At 71.2% G+C, this 16,733-nt stretch carries 12 protein-coding genes and 1 pseudogene; 6 read left to right on the top strand and 7 right to left on the bottom strand.

All coding sequences use genetic code 11. The features are described from left to right. Positions 1 to 30: 30 nt before the first annotated feature. Positions 31 to 1,320, top strand: coding sequence for a phenylacetate--CoA ligase PaaK (gene paaK, locus AB0C75_RS22430; RefSeq protein WP_362893455.1), 1,290 nt, complete (start codon positions 31 to 33; stop codon positions 1,318 to 1,320). A gap of 30 nt (positions 1,321 to 1,350) precedes the next feature. Here paaK and AB0C75_RS22425 read toward each other — a convergent pair whose 3' ends face one another. Beyond that, positions 1,351 to 2,856: an acyl-CoA synthetase gene (locus tag AB0C75_RS22425; RefSeq protein ID WP_362893454.1), complete on the bottom strand. Its 1,506-nt coding sequence runs from the start codon at positions 2,854 to 2,856 to the stop codon at positions 1,351 to 1,353. A gap of 109 nt (positions 2,857 to 2,965) precedes the next feature. Between AB0C75_RS22425 and AB0C75_RS22420 the strand changes: the two are divergent. Both AB0C75_RS22420 and AB0C75_RS22415 read left to right on the top strand, forming a co-directional pair. Next, positions 2,966 to 4,159: pseudogene (locus AB0C75_RS22420) on the top strand (serine hydrolase domain-containing protein); the annotation flags it as partial. Positions 4,160 to 4,501: 342 nt separating this feature from the next. Continuing rightward, a complete protein-coding gene (locus AB0C75_RS22415; RefSeq protein ID WP_362893453.1) occupies positions 4,502 to 5,752 on the top strand; it encodes an endo-1,4-beta-xylanase in 1,251 nt (416 codons plus the stop codon). Positions 5,753 to 5,956: 204 nt separating this feature from the next. On the opposite strand, the gene AB0C75_RS22410 is transcribed toward AB0C75_RS22415, so the two are convergent. Next, the gene (locus tag AB0C75_RS22410) at positions 5,957 to 7,531 is read right to left on the bottom strand and encodes an NAD(P)/FAD-dependent oxidoreductase (protein WP_362893452.1); all 1,575 of its coding nucleotides are present in this window, start codon (positions 7,529 to 7,531) and stop codon (positions 5,957 to 5,959) included. Between the two features lie 146 nt (positions 7,532 to 7,677). Here AB0C75_RS22410 and AB0C75_RS22405 point away from each other — a divergent pair, with 146 nt between their 5' ends. Next, the gene (locus tag AB0C75_RS22405) at positions 7,678 to 8,304 is read left to right on the top strand and encodes a DinB family protein (RefSeq protein ID WP_362893451.1); all 627 of its coding nucleotides are present in this window, start codon (positions 7,678 to 7,680) and stop codon (positions 8,302 to 8,304) included. 3 nt (positions 8,305 to 8,307) lie between these two features. Here AB0C75_RS22405 and AB0C75_RS22400 read toward each other — a convergent pair whose 3' ends face one another. The 4 genes from AB0C75_RS22400 to AB0C75_RS22385 all read right to left on the bottom strand — a co-directional run bounded on the left by AB0C75_RS22400 (position 8,308) and on the right by AB0C75_RS22385 (position 12,959). Continuing rightward, positions 8,308 to 10,554 (bottom strand): serine/threonine-protein kinase, encoded by a 2,247-nt coding sequence (locus tag AB0C75_RS22400; RefSeq protein WP_362893450.1) that lies wholly within the window; start codon positions 10,552 to 10,554, stop codon positions 8,308 to 8,310. Continuing rightward, a complete protein-coding gene (locus tag AB0C75_RS22395; RefSeq protein WP_362893449.1) occupies positions 10,536 to 11,474 on the bottom strand; it encodes an oxygenase MpaB family protein in 939 nt (312 codons plus the stop codon). Before AB0C75_RS22395 ends, AB0C75_RS22400 begins: the two co-directional genes overlap by 19 nt. A gap of 50 nt (positions 11,475 to 11,524) precedes the next feature. Continuing rightward, positions 11,525 to 12,682 carry a methyltransferase gene (locus AB0C75_RS22390; RefSeq protein WP_362893448.1) on the bottom strand — a complete coding sequence of 386 codons (1,158 nt, stop codon included), beginning with the start codon at positions 12,680 to 12,682 and terminating at the stop codon, positions 11,525 to 11,527. Between the two features lie 70 nt (positions 12,683 to 12,752). After that, a complete protein-coding gene (locus AB0C75_RS22385; RefSeq protein WP_362893447.1) occupies positions 12,753 to 12,959 on the bottom strand; it encodes a hypothetical protein in 207 nt (68 codons plus the stop codon). A gap of 235 nt (positions 12,960 to 13,194) precedes the next feature. Here AB0C75_RS22385 and AB0C75_RS22380 point away from each other — a divergent pair, with 235 nt between their 5' ends. After that, complete coding sequence (locus AB0C75_RS22380) at positions 13,195 to 14,034, top strand: endonuclease (RefSeq protein ID WP_362893446.1); 840 nt, start codon at positions 13,195 to 13,197, stop codon at positions 14,032 to 14,034. 30 nt (positions 14,035 to 14,064) lie between these two features. On the opposite strand, the gene glsA is transcribed toward AB0C75_RS22380, so the two are convergent. Continuing rightward, positions 14,065 to 15,417, bottom strand: coding sequence for a glutaminase A (gene glsA / locus AB0C75_RS22375; RefSeq protein ID WP_362893445.1), 1,353 nt, complete (start codon positions 15,415 to 15,417; stop codon positions 14,065 to 14,067). A gap of 140 nt (positions 15,418 to 15,557) precedes the next feature. Here glsA and AB0C75_RS22370 point away from each other — a divergent pair, with 140 nt between their 5' ends. After that, the gene (locus AB0C75_RS22370; protein ID WP_362893444.1) at positions 15,558 to 16,673 is read left to right on the top strand and encodes a chemotaxis protein; all 1,116 of its coding nucleotides are present in this window, start codon (positions 15,558 to 15,560) and stop codon (positions 16,671 to 16,673) included. The last annotated feature ends 60 nt before the right edge of the window (positions 16,674 to 16,733 follow it).

Raw genomic sequence — 16,733 nt, 5'->3', positions numbered from 1 at the left:
CGGTCGCCGGTCGGCGAGGGGATGATCCGTATGACCGTGCTGCTTGACGCCGGTGAGCGGCTCGGCCGCGACGAGCTCGAAGCCCTTCAGCTGGAGAGGCTGCGCGCCACGCTGCGGCACGCCTATGAGAACGTCGGCTTCTACCGCGAGGCCTTCGACAAGGCGGGGCTGCTGCCCGAGGACTGCCGTTCGCTCGCCGATCTCTCCCGTTTCCCGTTCACCGTCAAGGCCGATCTGCGCGACAACTACCCGTTCGGGATGTTCGCCGTGCCCGAGGACCGGGTGCGGCGGCTCCACGCCTCCAGCGGCACGACCGGCCGGCCCACGGTGGCCGGGTACACCGAGCGCGACCTGGACACCTGGGCGGACGTGGTCGCCCGGTCGATCAGGGCGGCGGGCGGGCGGCCGGGCCACAAGGCCCATGTGGCCTATGGATACGGCCTGTTCACGGGCGGCCTGGGAGCGCACTACGGGGCGGAGCGCCTCGGCTGCACCGTCATTCCGGCGTCCGGGGGCATGACAGCGCGCCAGGTGCGGCTGATCCAGGACTTCAGGCCCGAGATCATCATGATCACGCCCTCGTACATGCTGACTCTCCTGGACGAGTTCGAGCGTCAGGGGGTCGATCCCCGGTCGACGTCACTGAAGGTGGGGATCTTCGGCGCCGAGCCCTGGACCGAGCGGATGCGCGGCGAGATCGAGGAGCGTTTCGCCATCGACGCCGTCGACATCTACGGGCTGTCGGAGGTGATGGGCCCGGGGGTGGCCCAGGAGTGTGTGGAGACCAAGGACGGGCTCCACATATGGGAGGACCACTTCTATCCCGAGGTCGTCGATCCGCTCACCGGCCAGGCGCTGCCCGACGGCGAGGAGGGCGAGCTGGTGCTCACCTCGCTCACCAAGGAGGCGATGCCGGTGATCCGCTACCGGACCCGCGATCTGACCCGGCTGCTGCCGGGCACGGCGCGGGTCTTCCGCAGGATGGAGAAGGTCACCGGCCGCAGTGACGACATGGTGATCCTGCGCGGGGTGAATCTCTTCCCCACCCAGGTCGAGGAGATCGTGCTGCGGACCCCGGGGGTCGCCCCGCACTTCCAGCTGCGGCTGACCCGGCAGGGGCGGATGGACGCGCTGACCGTACGGGCCGAGGCGCGGTCCGGTGCCTCGACGGCCGAGCGTGAGGCGGCCGCCCTTGCCATCGTGGCGGCGGTGAAGGACGAGGTCGGTGTGAGCGTCGGAGCGGAGATCGTCGATCCGGAGACCCTTGAGCGGTCGGTCGGCAAGATCAAGCGGATCGTCGATCTGAGGGAGGCAGGCTGAGCGGACCCCGGTGACCCGCGGGAGCGCCCCTCAGGTTGCGGAGAACCGGTCGCGCAGCTCCCGCTTGAGGATCTTGCCACTGGCGTTGCGTGGGAGTTCCTTGACGAACAGGACGCTCTTCGGCGCCTTGAAGTGGGCGAGCTTCTCGCGGGCGTGCTCGATGAGTTCGGATTCGGAGGCCTCGCCCCGGAGCACGACGATCGCGGTGACCGCCTCGATCCAGCGTGCGTCGGGCAGTCCCACCACGGCCGCCTCGGCCACCGCGGGATGGGTGTAGAGGGCGTCCTCCACCTGCCGGGAGGCGACGAGCACGCCTCCCGAGTTGATGACGTCCTTCACCCGGTCGACGACCGTGAAGTAGCCCTCCGGGTCGCGTACGGCGAGGTCGCCCGAGTGGAACCAGCCGTCGCGGAAGGCTTCCGCGGTCTCCTCCGGCTTGTCCCAGTAGCCCTGGCACAGCTGAGGCGAGCGGTAGACCACTTCGCCCGCGGTGCCGTCGGGCACCTCCTTGCCGTCCCCGTCGACCACCTTCGCCTCGACGAAGAGCACGGGCCGCCCGCAGGAGTCCATCCGCCCTTCGTGCTCGTCGGGGCCGAGGACGGTGGCCAGCGGGCCGATCTCGCTCTGCCCGAAACAGTTGTAGAACGCCAGCTCGGGCAGCCGTTCACGCAGACGTTCCAGGACCGGCACGGGCATGATCGACGCACCGTAGTACGCCTTGCGCAGAGCTCCGAGCTCACGGGTGACGAACTCCGGGTGGTTGGCGAGTCCGATCCAGACGGTCGGCGGCGCGAAAACGCTGTCCACCTGCCCCGCTTCGACCAGATCGAAGATCCGGCCGGGGTCCGGGGAGTCGAGGATGGTGTTCTCGGCGCCCACCGCGAGGTACGGGAGCAGGAACACATGCATCTGCGCGGAGTGGTAGAGGGGCAGCGAGTGCACCGGCCGGTCGGTGGCCCGCAGGTCGAGGGCGGTGACAGCACTGACGTACTCGTGGACCAGCGCGCCGTGGGTCAACATCGCGCCCTTGGGCCGGGCGGTCGTGCCTGAGGTGTAGAGCAGCTGGACCAGGTCGTCGGCGCCGGGCTCGCGTGCGGGTGCAAAGGGGCGCGGGGTGTCCAGCTCACCGAGGAGGGAGCCCGGCGCGTCACGCAGCGGCCGTACGTCGTGGCCCGCCGGGATGCGCGGGGCGAGCCCCGGGTCGGTGAGGACGAGTGCGCTGCCGGACTGACGGAGGATGTAGGCCAGGTCCTCGCCGGTGAGATTCTGGTTGACCGGCACATGGACCAGTCCGGCCCTGGCGCAGGCCAGATAGGCGATCAGGTACACGTCCGAGTTGTGGGCGTAGGTCGCCACCCGGTCGCCTGGGCGCAGCCCGTGCGCACCGGTCAGCACCGCGGCCGCCGTGCTGACCGCCTCGTCCATGGCTGCGTAGGTCCAGGACCGCCCGGCATACCGTACGGCGGTACGGCCGGGGGTGCGCCGTGCGCTGCGCGTCAGGACGCCGTCCACTGTGCTGCTGCGTACACCTGTCATGGCGTGATCCTGGGTGGCGGGCCGCCGAGGGTCAAGGGTCCGGAAGGCCTGTGTCGTAGCCTCTGGTCCGGCGGGAAGTTTCAGCACGGCGCACATCGGAGGGGTCCTGATGACCGGACAGGTGCCGGGGCGGGGCGGACCGACACTGACGCACGGCTCGGCCGCGCGTGCCGGGCTGCTGCCGGACCAGCTCCGTCTGCTGGTCGCCGACGCGGAGAGGTACCTCACCCCCTCCCCCGCCCACCCCTGGTACGCGGGTGCGGTCCTGCTCGCGGGCCGGGGCGGCACGGTGGCCCTGCACCGGCCGATCGGCCGGGCGGTGCGCTACGCGGCGTACGACGAGGAGACCGGCACCGGGGTGGAGTTTCCGCCTGACCGGCAGATCGCGATGGCCGAGGACACGGTCTTCGACCTGGCCTCGGTGTCCAAGCTGTTCACCTCGGTCCTCGCCGTGCAGCAGATCGAGCGGGGAGCGCTGGGGCTCGGGGATCCGGTCGCGTCCTGGCTGACCGAATTCACCGGCGCCGGCAAACAGGACATCACGGTCCGTCAGCTGCTGACGCACACCTCGGGCCTCCAGGCCTGGATCCCGCTCTACGAGGAGCCGACCCGCGAGGGAAAGCTGCGCATGATCCGGGACGAGGTTCCGGTCTCGGCCCCCGGTACGGCGTATCTCTACTCCGATCTCAACCTGATCGCGCTGCAACTGATCCTGGAGAGGATCACCGGCAGCACTCAGGACACCCTGCTCCGCGAGGAGATCACCGGCCCGCTCGGGATGCACCGCACCCGGTACAACCCCCCTGCCTCCTGGCGGCCGAAGATCGCGGCCACCGAGGACGCCCGGCCGCCCTGGTCGGGGCTGGAGCGCGGGCTGGTCTGGGGCGTGGTCCATGACGAGAACGCGTACAGCCTGGGCGGGGTCGCCGGCCACGCGGGTGTCTTCTCCTGCGCCTGGGATCTGGCCGTGCTGGCCCGCACCCTGCTCAACGGGGGAAGCTACGGCGCGTCCCGCATCCTGTCCGAGGAGTCCGTGGAGCTGCTGTTCACGGACTTCAACACCGCCTTTCCCGGGAACGCCCACGGCCTCGGCTTCGAGCTCTGCCAGCCGTGGTACATGGGCGCGATGGCCGGGCCGCGCACAGCGGGCCACACGGGGTTCACCGGCACCAGCCTGGTCCTCGATCCGGTGACGGACTCCTTCCTGATCGTTCTGGGCAACTCCGTCCATCCGGTGCGTACCTGGCGTTCCGGCAGTGCTCCGCGGGTGGCTGCGGCCGACCGGATGGCGCGCGCGGTGCCCCGCACCCGAAGCTGAGCGGGGCACCCCACCCACCCTTCGAAACTTTCGACACACGGCATGCATATATTTCGTCATGCCCCAGCTCAATTACCACGACCCCGGCGAGACGCCACCGAAGGGAAGTCACACAGTCGGCATATACGCAGGTCGAACGGCCAACACTGCCGACAGCAGCGCCAGTTGGCTCGGAAACATTTCGGAAATGCAGCGTTGACGCGACTTCCCATGCAGCGCATACTCTCCCTCGCTCCCCCTTGTTCCCGCACCTCGAACGGTCCGAACCCCCCATGCCGGGCGTCCAGTTCGGTCACCCGGCAACCGGAAGAAGAGGCTGGAAACGTGATGGCCCAGATCCCCCCGAGCGGCGTCCCCGCCCGCCCGCACCGGCCGGCCCGCGGCAGACGAGCGCTCTCCCTCGTCACGGCGGGCGTCCTCGCCGCTGCCGGAGTCGTGGCGCTCGCAGGCAGCGCCCAGGCCGCCGGTGAGCTCGGCGACGCCGCGGCCGCGAGCGGCCGCTACTTCGGCACGGCGGTGGCCGCCAGCCACCTCGGCGAGGCGGACTACGCGTCGACGCTGGACGCCCAGTTCGGCTCAGTCACGCCCGAGAACGAGATGAAGTGGGACGCCGTCGAGAGCTCCCGCGATTCGTTCAACTTCTCGGCGGCCGACCAGATCGTCAGCCACGCGCAGGGCCAGGGGATGAAGGTCAGGGGCCACACCCTGGTGTGGCACTCGCAGCTTCCCGGCTGGGTGAGCGGTCTGGGCGCCGACGACCTCCGCTCCGCCATGAACAACCACATCACCCAGGTGATGACGCACTTCAAGGGCGAGATCGACTCCTGGGACGTGGTGAACGAGGCGTACGAGGACGGCAACACCGGGGCCCGGCGCAGTTCGCCGTTCCAGGACACCCTCGGGGACGGGTTCATCGAGGAGGCGTTCCGCACCGCCCGTACGGTCGATGCCGATGCCAAGCTCTGCTACAACGACTACAACACCGACGGTCAGAACGCGAAGAGCGACGCCGTGTACGACATGGTGAAGGACTTCAAGGAGCGCGGCGTCCCGATCGACTGTGTCGGCTTCCAGTCGCACTTCAACAGCAACTCCCCCGTGCCCTCGGATTACCAGGCCAACCTGCAGCGCTTCGCCGACCTCGGCGTCGATGTGCAGATCACCGAGCTGGACATCGAAGGCTCCGGATCCGCTCAGGCACAGAGCTACACCCAGGTCGTGGAGGCCTGCCTGGCCGTCACGCGGTGCACGGGCCTCACGGTCTGGGGTGTCACCGACAAGTACTCGTGGCGCAGCAGCGGAACCCCGCTGCTCTTCGACGGCGACTACAACAAGAAGCCGGCCTACGACGCCGTGCTCGCCGCACTCGGCGGTTCCGACCGCGGCGGCGACGCCGGTGCCTGCACGGCGACGTACACCCGGACCTCGACGTGGAGCGACGGATACAACGGCGAGGTGACGGTCAAGCCCGCCGGGAACGGCACCCTGGCGGCCGGGGCCTCGACGACCTTCGGCTTCACCGTCGCGACGAACGGCAGCACATCGGCCCCGGTCGTCGGCGCCTGCACCAGCTCCTGACCGATCCGCACCCCCTCCCGGCCGGCCGGGAGGGCCTCCGGCCCGCACGGGGCGCGAGGTGGCCCGCAACCGCCTCCGTCCCGTCCGGCCGGACGGGACGGAGGTGACGAGCCCGCACTCGCCGCCCCGTTCCCCGAGGCGCTCCGCCCGCCGCGTCCACCGCACCGGACAGGGCCGGGCGGAGCGCTGTCGGCGCCGCGCCGGTCAGCGGCCCAGCGCAGCCATGGCGGCGTTGTGGCCCGGCACCCCGCTGACCCCGCCGCCGCGCACCGCGCCCGCCCCGCACAGCAGGACATTGGCATGGGCGGTCTCGACGCCCCAACGGCCCGTGCCCCGCGTGGCGTACGGAAAGGCGAGGTCCCGGTGGAAGATGTGGCCGGCCGGGAGCCTCAGGTCCCGCTCCAGGTCCAGGGGTGTCTTCGCCTCGATGCACGGCCTGCCGTCGGAGTCGAGGGCCAGGCAGTCGGCGACCGGCTCCTCCAGATGGGCGTCGAGTTCCGCGAGGGTGGCCGCGAGCAGCGCGGTACGCGTCGCGTCGTTGTCGGCCGTGAACAGCCGGGCGGGGGTGTGCAGGCCGAACAGCGTGAGGGTCTGGTAGCCACGGGCCTGGAGCCCGGGGCCGAGGATCGAGGGGTCGGTCAGCGAGTGGCAGTAGATCTCGGACGGCGGGGCACCGGGCAGGCGTCCGGCCGCCGCCTCGCGGTGCGCGGTCGCCAGTTGCTCGTATCCCTCGGCGATGTGGAAGGTGCCGGCGAACGCCCGGCGCGGATCGACGGAGTGGTCACGCAGCCTCGGCAGCCTGGTGAGCAGCATGTTCACCTTCAGCTGGGCTCCCTCGGCCGGAGCGGGCGGCTCGTCACCGAGGAGCGTGGCGAGCGCCTGGGGCGAGGCGTTGACCAGGACACGGCGCGCGCCGACGACGTGTTCCCCGTCGGGTGAGCGGACAGTCACATCGGCGCGGGTGCCGTCGGTGTCGATACGGGTCGCCTCGTGCAGTACGCGGATCTCGGCGCCCGCCGCGCGCGCCGCGCCGGCCAAGGCGTCGGTGAGCGCGCCCATGCCGCCGACCGGGACGTCCCAGTCCCCCGTGGAGTTGCCGATCACGTGGTAGAGGAAGCAGCGGTTCTGGAGCAGGGACGGGTCGTGGGCGTCGGCGAAGGTGCCGATCAGCGCGTCGGTGAGGACGATCCCGCGTACGAGGTCGTCCGCGAAGTTCTCCTCGACGGCGACGCCGATCGGCTCTTCGAACAGCATGCGCCAGGCCTCGGCGTCGTCCACGCGCGCCCGCAGGTCATCGCGGCTCGGCAGGGGTTCGGTGAGCGTCGGGAAGACCCGCTCGGCGATCCTGCCCGTCATCCCGTAGAAGCGCTGCCAGGCCTCGTACTCGCGTCCGTCGCCGGTGAGTGCGGCGAACGACTCCCGGGTGCCGTCACCGCCGACGAGCAGCCCGGTGGGCCGGCCGCCGCGCACCACCGGAGTGTACGAGGAGACGGTGCGCCTGCGTACGGCGAAGTCGAGACCGAGCTCGCGAACGATCTTCCGCGGGAGGAGCGAGACGAGGTAGGAGTAGCGCGAGAGCCGGGCGTCGACCCCGGCGAAGGGGCGCGTCGACACGGCGGCTCCCCCGGTGCCGGCGAGGCGTTCCAGGACCAGCACCGACTGCCCTGCGCGCGCGAGGTAGGCGGCGGCGACCAGGCCGTTGTGCCCACCGCCGACGATCACCGCGTCGTAGGCGGCGCGCGCGGGGGTGCCGGGTGGGGTTGTCTCGTCTGCGGCCATGCCCCTTCGTAACACGGGGTGATCGTCTCTGGACAGGGTGGCGGCCCGGGGTGGGCGTCGAAAACGAGTGGGGCCAGGGCGGCCGCTGTGGCAAGGTACTGCCCCGCACCGCATCGTCACGCGCCCGGCACAGGAGAATCCGTCCGATGAGCACACCCGCCCGTCTGGTCCCGTTGCTGGAGCAGTTCGACCAGGCACGCGAACGGCTCACCCACCGGCTCAGTGGCCCGCATGTGGACAGCGGCAACGGCACGGACGTGGAGGTTCCCGTGCTGACCGACGAGGAGTATCTGTGGGAGCCGGTGCCGGACTGCTGGTCGGTCCGCCTCCGGAGCGCCGGGCCCGGGCGGAGCGCGGCCTTTCTGACGGGTGCCGGCACATGGGGACGCGACACGGCGCCGTTCCCTCATCCCTCGCCGCCGCCCTTCACCACCCTCGCGTGGCGACTGAGTCATCTCAGCGAACTCCTTGCGCTGCGCGCCGATCACACGGCGGGGAGCCACGGCCTCACCCGGGACGACTACCGCGTGGTGGGGGACGCTGCGGGGGCCGTCGCGGACTTCGACGCCTCGGCGGCCGTCTGGCGTTCGGCGCTGCTCGGCGCCGACGACGCGGCGCTCGACACGGTCGGGTACAGCTCGTATCCCTATGGCAGCGACCCGGAGAACCCCTTCCTGGAGACCGTGTGGTGGGTCAACCAGGAGCTGCTGCACCACGGGGCGGAGATCGCGCTGCTGCGCGACCTCTACCGCGTACGGGCCGACCTGGCCTGAGGGTCAGTGCGGCGGCGCCCCGTGCTGCCTGCGCAGGTCGGCGACCCGCCGGTAGAGGTCGGCGGCCTCAGGACCGCGGCCGAGCTGCTCCAGACAGTGCGCCTCGTCGTTGCGGCTCGCGAGGGCGTCGGGGTGGTCGGCGCCCAGCACCCGTTCGCGGATCTCGGCGACCCTGCGGTAGTCGGTGAGCGCCTCGGCCCAGCGGCCGAGCCAGCCGAGCCCGACGGCCACCTCGCGGCGGCTGACGAGCGTGTCGGCGTGGTCGGGGCCCAGGGTGCGTTCCCGGATCGCGCAGACCTCGCGTGACTCATCGAGCGCCTCCTCCCAGCGCGCCATCCGTCCCAGGTTGACACCGAGGCCGTGCCGGGCGCGCAGCGTCTCGGGGTCGGCGGGACCGCCGGCCCGGGTGCGGTCGTCGACCAGGGCTCGGTAGAGCTCCAGGGCCTCGGCGCTGCGGCCGAGTCTGCCGAGGCTGATGCCCACCTCGTAGCGTGCGGACAGTGTGTCGGGGTGATCGGTGCCGAGGGTGACGGCGCGGCCGTCGGCCACCTCGCGGTAGGTCGCAAGGGCCTCGGTCCAGCGGTCGAGACGGCCCAGTGTGTACGCCACTTCGTAGAGCGTGACCAGGGTGTCCGGGTGCGTGGCGCCGAGCAGCCGGCCGCGGGCGTCGGCCACCTCGCGGGCCATGCGGTACGAGGCGTCGAGGCGGCCCAGCCTGCTGAGGTTGAAGGCGAGGTTGTGGCGGCAGCGCAGGCTGTCGGGGTGCTCAGGCCCCATGGAGCGCTCCCGCGAGGCGAGGACCGCCGCGTAGATCTGGTGGGCCTCGAAGTGACGGCCGAGCTGGCCGAGTACGTACGCGGTCTCCTGCCGTGCCGCGAGGGTTTCCGGGTGGTCGGGGCCCAGGGTGCGTTCCCGGCCGTCGGCGACCCCGCCGAATTCCCGCAGCGCGTCCTCGGCCCGCCCGGTGCGGCTGAGGGTGAAGCCGATCTCGTACCTGCTGGCGAGGGTGTCGGGGTGGTCGGGCCCCAGGGCCTTTTCGCGTTCGGAGGCGATCATGCGGTGGACGTCGCCCGCCTCCTCCCAGTGCCCCAGGCGCCCCAGGTTGAGCCCGGCGCTGTGCCGGCCGGCCAGGGTGGCGAGCAGTTCGGGCGACGGGGTGGGGCGGACGGCTCCCGCGGGCGGCAGCGCGCCGGCGGGGACGAGCCCTGAGCCGGTGGTCCAGGCTCCTGTCAGCGCGGCGTCGTGGTCGGCGGCGGAGGTCTCCGGGGGCGTCGCGGCGATCGCCTTGTGCCCGGTGGTCATGTCGCGCGTCCAGGAAGGCAGCCGGGGGGCGGAGCCACCGGGGTGCTGGACCAGGACGGGCGGGGCGAGCGGGACCCCTATGGTCCCGGGCTGCTCGCCGGTGCGCCCGAGCGAGATGCGCTGCCGCAGGTCACGTGCGTCGGCCGGCCGCTCGGCCGGTGTCTTGGCCAGCAGGTCCAGGACGACCCTGTCGAGGAACCCGGGGAGTTCGGCGCGATGGTTGCGTGGTGGCTCGGGAGCGGTGTCGCGGTGTCCGACGAGCACGGCCCAGGAGTCGTCCATGTCGAACGGCGGTACTCCCGTGGCGATTTCGTACAGCACACAGCCCAGGGAGTAGAGGTCGCTGCGGTGGTCGACCTCACCGCCGCTGATCTGCTCGGGCGACATGTAGTGCGGGGTTCCCATGGCCACGCCGGTGCCGGTGAGCCGGGAGGTGAGGCCGATCTCGCGGCCGAGCCTGGCTATGCCGAAGTCACAGATCTTCACGGCTCCGTCGTCGAGCCGCATGATGTTCGCCGGCTTGAGGTCGCGGTGCACGATGCCCTGCCGGTGGGTGTAGCCGAGGGCGTCGGCGACCTGCTCCGCGATGTCGACGACATCGGCCACGGGCAGCGGACGCTGCTTGTTCTCCTCCAGGAGCTGGCTGAGGTTGCGTCCCTCCAGGAGCTCCATGACGAGGTAGAGGACGCCGTCCGACTCGCCGAAGTCATGGACGACGGTGACGCCGCGGTGCTGGAGCCCGGCGGCCACCCGCGCCTCCCGGCGGAAGCGCTCGCGGAGTATGCGGGTGAAGGCCGGGTCGTGCTGCGGCCCCATCGGTTTCAGGCACTTGACGGCGACCTGCCGGCCCAGCGATTCGTCGCGCGCACGCCACACCTCGCCCATGCCTCCGCGCCCGATCAGATCGAGCAGCCGGTACCGGCTCTGGATCAGCCTGGTGTCCGCCATCGCCTGTTGTCGCCCCCGTTTGTTTCGCTGCCACTACCGCTGCGCCCTCCCGGCCCGTCCAGTATGGCTGCCTGTCTGCGGAGTTTGTACGGGGTGGGTCGGCTCCCGGGCCCGAGTCGTGCCATCGCCTTCACAATGTGCCCGGGCGGCAGGCGCCTGCGCAGGCGGGCGGGCACCGCGCGCAGGGCGGTTCCCGTGATGCGCAGGCGGCGGTCGACCCTTGCCTGAGGCGGTGCCGCTCTGCCGTACAGCGCGTGGGCGTAGGCCGGCAGGGAGTCGTAGGCGAGTGCGGCCACGCGCCGCCAGAACAGGGCGCGGGCAGGCGTCAGGAGGGCGGGGACCGGCGGTTCACGCAGGAAGTCGTCGACGTCCGCGGCCTCCGGGCCTGCGGCGAGCAGCGGCCGGACCTGCTCGAAGTAGGCGGCGAGGGCCGCCGTCGTGCCCGGGACGTCCGACGGGTCGAGGCCGACGAGACGGGCGGACTCCCGCTGCTCGTCGACGTAGCGGTCGGCCTGGGCATCGGTGATCGGGTAGCCGGAACGGCGTTCGACCTGGAGGTAGGAGTCGACCTCGGCGCAGTGCACCCAGAGCAGCAGCGCGGGTTCGTCGATGCCGTAGACCTCGCCGGTCTCCGGGTCGGTGGCCCGCAGGAGCCGGTGGATCCTGCGGACACGCGCCCCGTACTCCTCGGCGGCCTGCGTGGTGCCGTAGGTGAGCGTGCCGACGAAGCCGGCCGTGCGCATGAGACGGCCCCAGGCGTCCTTGCGGAAGTCGGAGTTCTGCGTGACGCCGCGCACGGCCCTGGGGTGGAGCGCCTGGAGATAGAGGGCTCGTACGCCGGCCACCCACATCATGGGGTCCCCGTGCATCTGCCAGGTGACGGAGCCCGGTCCGAACAGTCCCGGGTCTGGATCGTCCATCGGCTCGTGCCTTCCTCGTAGGATGACCGCGCCGGGCACCGGCCCGGCGGTCAGCGCTTGACGGCCCGCAGGACCGCGAACTTCGGGTCACCCGCGACGGTGACGCAGTTGCCGAAGATCCGGCGTAGCTGGGTGTGGTAGGCGAGATGCCGGTTGCCGACGACCCAGAGTTCCCCGCCCTGGCGCAGGGCGGAACGCGCTCCGTGGAACATGTTCCGGGCCGTGGCGTCGGTGACCGCCTGATGCGAGTGGAACGGCGGGTTGCACAGGACGAGGTCCACGCTCGACGGGGGCATGTCCGCCGTCCCGTCGCCGACCACGAAGTCGGCCTCGGCGTCGGCGGGGGCGTTGTCGTGGAAGGTCGCTTCGGCGGAGGCCACCGCCTGGTACGACTCGTCGACGAAGGTGACCGTGGCCTCGGGGTTGGCGAGGGCCGCGGAGGTACCCACGACGCCGTTTCCGCAGCCCAGGTCGACGACGCGTTCGGGCCCGCCGCGCTGCGGGAGGTGCTTGAGGAAGAAGCGGGTGCCGATGTCCAGGCGCTCGGCACAGAAGATCCCGGCGTGATTGGTGACCGTACGGCCGGAGACCGCGCCCACGTCGTCGGGGAGTTCGTAGCGGTGGGGCCAGGGGCTGGGGGTCCTGGGCAGGGCCGGGTCCGGGGTGCAGAAGATGAGCCGCGCCTTCTTCACGGCGAGGGACGTGCGGGTGGGCCCGATGATCCGCTCGAACAGCTTGAGCGTGGAGGTGTGGATCTCCTTCACCATGCCGGTACCGATGACGACGGTCCCCGCGTGCACGGCCGGGGCGAGCCTGTGGAGCTGGTCCTCCAGGAGCGCGAGGCTCTTGGGGACCCGTACGAGCAGCAGGTCGACGCGGTCCGGCGGGGTGTCGCGCACCGAGAGCACGCGCACCGAATCCGGGGCTGCGCCGTTGCGTGCCAGGTTCGCCTCGGTGGCCCGCCGCGCGAGATACGAATCGGTGATCTGCACGGGCCGGTGTGCGGCCAGCACGGTGGCCAGGGCGCCCCAGCGGTCGCCCACCACGGCCACGGTGCCGGCCGGGTGGACGGGTTCGCTCCCGTCCGCCCCCTCCAGCCGCCGCAGCAGGTACTCGTCGGCGGCATCCCACGCACGGAACGGGTCGCGCGGGTTCTCGGGAAAGCGGGCGAGATCGTATTCGCCCTGTGACGTCGTCAAACGGTTCATATGGCGTTCAGGCTAACCGAGGGGCGGGAAGTGCTCCGCACGCTCCCCGTCCCAGGGGGCCCCGCAGGTCCTACGGGAGCCGCTTGTCCATCGCGGAGCGGCCTTCCTCGGACAGCCTGCGCCGGGCCCACTCCAGGCTCTCCGGGGTCAGATCCCGCCCGGAGGCGAGCACCAGGTCCTCCGCGGTGGGCTGATCACCGCCTCCCGCGTGCAGCAGGCGGTCAGGGGTCACCCCTCGTACTTCGGGCACGGATCCGGGTTCGGACTCTTCGCTCATACCGCCTCCTCGTCCTTTCCGTAATTCTCGCCCTCGTGCGACCTCGGCGCATCCGATGCCAGGACGGTCCTGGAAGCGGCCACGGAACCGGTCACGAAAAGCCGTCACTTGACCTGCACATGATGACTACGCAACGTTCACACGGCGGGCACCGTGCGTGTGGAAGGCTCCCGACCGAGCAGTCAACGTCCGGCCGACACGCCGCCGTTCCACAGCCCCGGAGAGGACACCCCACATGTCCAGCCGTCGCCGTTTCTACGCGCGTCCACTACTCGCGACAGCCGCCTCTGTCGTCGTTCTCACGGGCGTCGCGGCCGCCGCGCCCGCCGCCACACCCGCAGTCGCGTCCGCATCCGCGTCCGCCGAGCGGTCGTCCCAGGCCGTCGCACTCGACGACACCTACTACCAGGACGCCCTGGGCAAGACGGGCACCGCACTCAAGAGCTCGCTGCACTCGATCATCAGCGAGCAGACCACGCTCTCCTACAGCCAGGTCTGGGACGCGCTCAAGGAGACCGACGAGGATCCGGCCAACTCCTCCAACGTGATCCTTCTCTACACCGGCCGCTCCCAGGCCAAGAGCGAGAACGGGGGCGACACCGGCGACTGGAACCGGGAGCACGTCTGGGCCAAGTCCCATGGCGACTTCGGCACCTCGACCGGGCCCGGCACCGACATCCACCATCTGCGTCCCGAGGACGTCCAGGTCAACTCCGTCCGCGGCAACAAGGACTTCGACAACGGCGGCAGCGCCGTATCGGGGGCGCCGGGCAACTACACCGACAGCGACTCCTTCGAGCCGCGCGACGCGGTCAAGGGCGATGTCGCCCGGATGATCCTCTACATGGCGGTGCGCTACGAGGGCGACGACGCCTTCGCCGACCTGGAGCCGAACGACAGCGTGAGCAACGGCTCGGCCCCGAACATCGGGCGGCTCTCCGTGCTGAAGGAGTGGAGCCAGGAGGACCCGCCGGACAGCTTCGAGCAGAACCGGAACGAGGTCATATTCGACCAGTTCCAGCACAACAGGAACCCGTTCGTCGACCACCCCGAGTGGGTCGACGAGATCTGGTGACCGGCCGTCCGGTGACGGGCCGGTAGCGGTTCAGCCCGGCCCGGCCAGGGCCCGCACGCAGTGCTCGGCCGCCTCCTCGCGGGAGTCGAAGCGCGGCAGGTCCTGGCCGGTCCGCTCCCTGACCAGGTCCGGCGGGCCCAACCGGTCGCCCGGATCGACGACGGCCGCGCTCCGGCCTTCCCGGGCGAGCCGGGACAGGCCCGCGTGCAGCAGTTCGAGGGCGAGGGAGTCGGCGCCGGTCACCTCGCGCAGATCGAGCACCACCGAACCGGCCTGCCCCGGTCCCGACTCGTCCAGCGCGTACAGCACACGCTCGGCAGCGGTGAAGTCCAGCGCCCCCTGCGCCGCGACGACACCCACGCGCTCACGCAGCGCACGCTCACGCGGGCCGGACGGCGCCGAGGGCAGCACATCGGCGGTGGTGACCAACGTGACGGTGGAGCCGGGCAGCGCCGGGTTCCTCATGAGGTGCAGCCCGAGGCGTTCCGAGAGCGCGCCGAGTGCGGCGTGGCCGCGTACCGACGCGCCGGCCGCGTCCAGCCGCGGGCTGTAGGCGGCCAGGCCGAAGCGGGCAGGTCCGGCCGCGATCAGCCCGCCGGACACACCGCTCTTGGCGGGCAGCCCGACCCTCAGCAGCCAGTCGCCCGACGCGTCGTACATACCGCAGGTCGCCATGACCGCCAGGACCTGCGCCGCGACCTCGGGTGAGACCACCCGCTCCCCGGTGACCGGGTTGAGCCCGCCGTGCGCCAGGGTCGCGGCCATCACGGCGAGGTCGGTGGCATCGACCAGCACCGCACACTGCCGGAAGTAGGTGTCCACCGCGGCCACCGGATCGACGGGCAGGGTGCCCGTGCTGCGGATCAGATAGGCGAGGGCCCGGTTGCGGTCCCCGGTCGCGGCCTCCGACCCGTACACGTCCTCGTCGACGTCCAGCCTCCGTCCGGCGAACCGGCTCAGGCAGGTCAGGATGCGTTGGAATGCGGGGGCCTCGCGACTGTCGGGGACCAGGGCGGTGGTGACGATGGCGCCGGCGTTGACCATCGCGTTGGCCGGCCGTCCCGTGCCGGGCTCCAGACTGATGGCGTTGAACGCCTCACCGCTCGGTTCGGCGCCCACCCAGCGGCCCACCTCGTCGAGTCCCAGCACGCCGAGCGCGAGGGCGTAGACGAAGGGTTTGGACACCGACTGCAGGGTGAAGGGGACATCCGCCGCGCCCGCGCTGTAGGAGTGCCCGTCCATGCTGACGAGTGCGATCCCGAAGTCTTCGGGATCGGACCTGGTCAACTCCGGGATGTAGTCGGCGCGCCGCCCCTCACGTACGTCGGCGAAGCGCCCGTGGAGCTCGCGCAGCGCGTCCGTCACGGCCTCGGACGCGCTCACCTCGCATCCACCTCCGGAAGGACAAAGGGACAATTCGCCCATACTAAAATCAAAAGGTATGAATTGACTCGTTGAATGACCGCTCCGCGCCAAGGAGCGGCCCTGAGCACCGCGGACCCCGAACCCTCCGGGAGGGAACGATGGATACGGACGCCCTGACGCCCGGCCTGCTGCAGGAACTCCGCGCGACCAGGCCCTATCCGGCTCTGTCGCTGACGATGCCGACCCACCGACGCGCGCCGGACAACGCCCAGGACGCCGTACGCCTGCGGAACCTCGTGGCCGAGGCCGGCAACCGGCTGGACGCCGACTCCCGGGTCACCCACGAGGCCAGGGCCGCGGTGAAGGCGCAACTCGACCGCGCGGTGGCCGAGGTGGACCAGCGCCGCGCCCTGGAGTCCCTCGTCGTCTTCGCCGGAACCGACGAGTACCAGATCTGGCAGCTGCCGCGCACCGCACCCGAACGAGTGGTGCTGAGCGACAGCTATCTGACCCGCAACCTGGTCGCGGCGAAGGCCGGAGCGCAGCTCTTCCGGGTGCTCAGCGTTTCCGCCGAACACGCGGCACTCTGGTCGGGCACGAACGAGGTGCTGCGCGCGGAGGAGCGGCACGGATTCCCGCTGAGCCCTCCGCACGAGAACTTCGACCCGGAGCGCCAGGCCAGGAGCGGCGGCGCTCCGAGCATCTACTCCAACGAGGACACCCGCAGCTTCTTCCGCACCGTTGACGGCAAGCTGCGCGCCGTACTGGCCGCGGACCCCCGGCCACTGTTCCTGGTCGGACTGCCTCAGGCGCTCTCCCTGCTCGAGGACGTCGGGGAGAGCGCGAAGTCTGCCGCCTGCAAGGTTCCGAAGGGAACGACCGCGGAAACCACCGCGCCCGAGCTGGCCGATGAACTGAAGGCCGCGCTGGACGACTGGCACGCGCAGACGGACACCGCTGCCCGGCGCAGGCTCGACACCGCCCGGGGCGCCAAGTCCTTCACGAGCGGCCTCGACGAGGTCTGGACAGCCGCCAGGGAGGGCCGCGTGGCTTTCGTCGCGGTCGAGGAGCACTTCCAGCGGACGGTCAGGGTCACCGACAACCACCTGCAGCCCGTGGACCCGGCGGACGTCGCGCCGGGCGACGGCGGGATCCGCGAGGACATCGTGGACGAGCTCATCGAGACCGTTCTGGACAACGGCGGCGAGGTGGCGTTCGTCGCCGACGACTCCCTCGCGGACCACGGCCGGCTCGCGGCGGTCCTGCGCTTTTGACGAAGCGGGGGGGGGGCGCCCCTCCCCCCGTCGAGGCCAGATCGGAAGAGCGGGGGGTAG

Origin of the sequence: Streptomyces sp. NPDC048565 (assembly GCF_040650935.1) — a bacterium.
In the GTDB taxonomy this organism is placed as follows: Bacteria; Actinomycetota; Actinomycetes; order Streptomycetales; family Streptomycetaceae; genus Streptomyces.
Note: the sequence above shows the minus strand (reverse complement) of the source record. Positions and strands in the feature narration are given on the sequence as shown.

Excerpts from the sequence above, each read along its gene's own strand:
- paaK (WP_362893455.1), top strand. The coding sequence starts at position 31 with ATGACCGTGCTGCTTGACGCCGGTGAGCGGCTCGGCCGCGACGAGCTC.
- AB0C75_RS22425 (WP_362893454.1), bottom strand. The coding sequence starts at position 2,856 with ATGACAGGTGTACGCAGCAGCACAGTGGACGGCGTCCTGACGCGCAGC.
- AB0C75_RS22415 (WP_362893453.1), top strand. The coding sequence starts at position 4,502 with ATGGCCCAGATCCCCCCGAGCGGCGTCCCCGCCCGCCCGCACCGGCCG.
- AB0C75_RS22410 (WP_362893452.1), bottom strand. The coding sequence starts at position 7,531 with ATGGCCGCAGACGAGACAACCCCACCCGGCACCCCCGCGCGCGCCGCC.
- AB0C75_RS22405 (WP_362893451.1), top strand. The coding sequence starts at position 7,678 with ATGAGCACACCCGCCCGTCTGGTCCCGTTGCTGGAGCAGTTCGACCAG.
- AB0C75_RS22400 (WP_362893450.1), bottom strand. The coding sequence starts at position 10,554 with ATGGCGGACACCAGGCTGATCCAGAGCCGGTACCGGCTGCTCGATCTG.
- AB0C75_RS22395 (WP_362893449.1), bottom strand. The coding sequence starts at position 11,474 with ATGGACGATCCAGACCCGGGACTGTTCGGACCGGGCTCCGTCACCTGG.
- AB0C75_RS22390 (WP_362893448.1), bottom strand. The coding sequence starts at position 12,682 with ATGAACCGTTTGACGACGTCACAGGGCGAATACGATCTCGCCCGCTTT.
- AB0C75_RS22385 (WP_362893447.1), bottom strand. The coding sequence starts at position 12,959 with ATGAGCGAAGAGTCCGAACCCGGATCCGTGCCCGAAGTACGAGGGGTG.
- AB0C75_RS22380 (WP_362893446.1), top strand. The coding sequence starts at position 13,195 with ATGTCCAGCCGTCGCCGTTTCTACGCGCGTCCACTACTCGCGACAGCC.
- AB0C75_RS22370 (WP_362893444.1), top strand. The coding sequence starts at position 15,558 with ATGGATACGGACGCCCTGACGCCCGGCCTGCTGCAGGAACTCCGCGCG.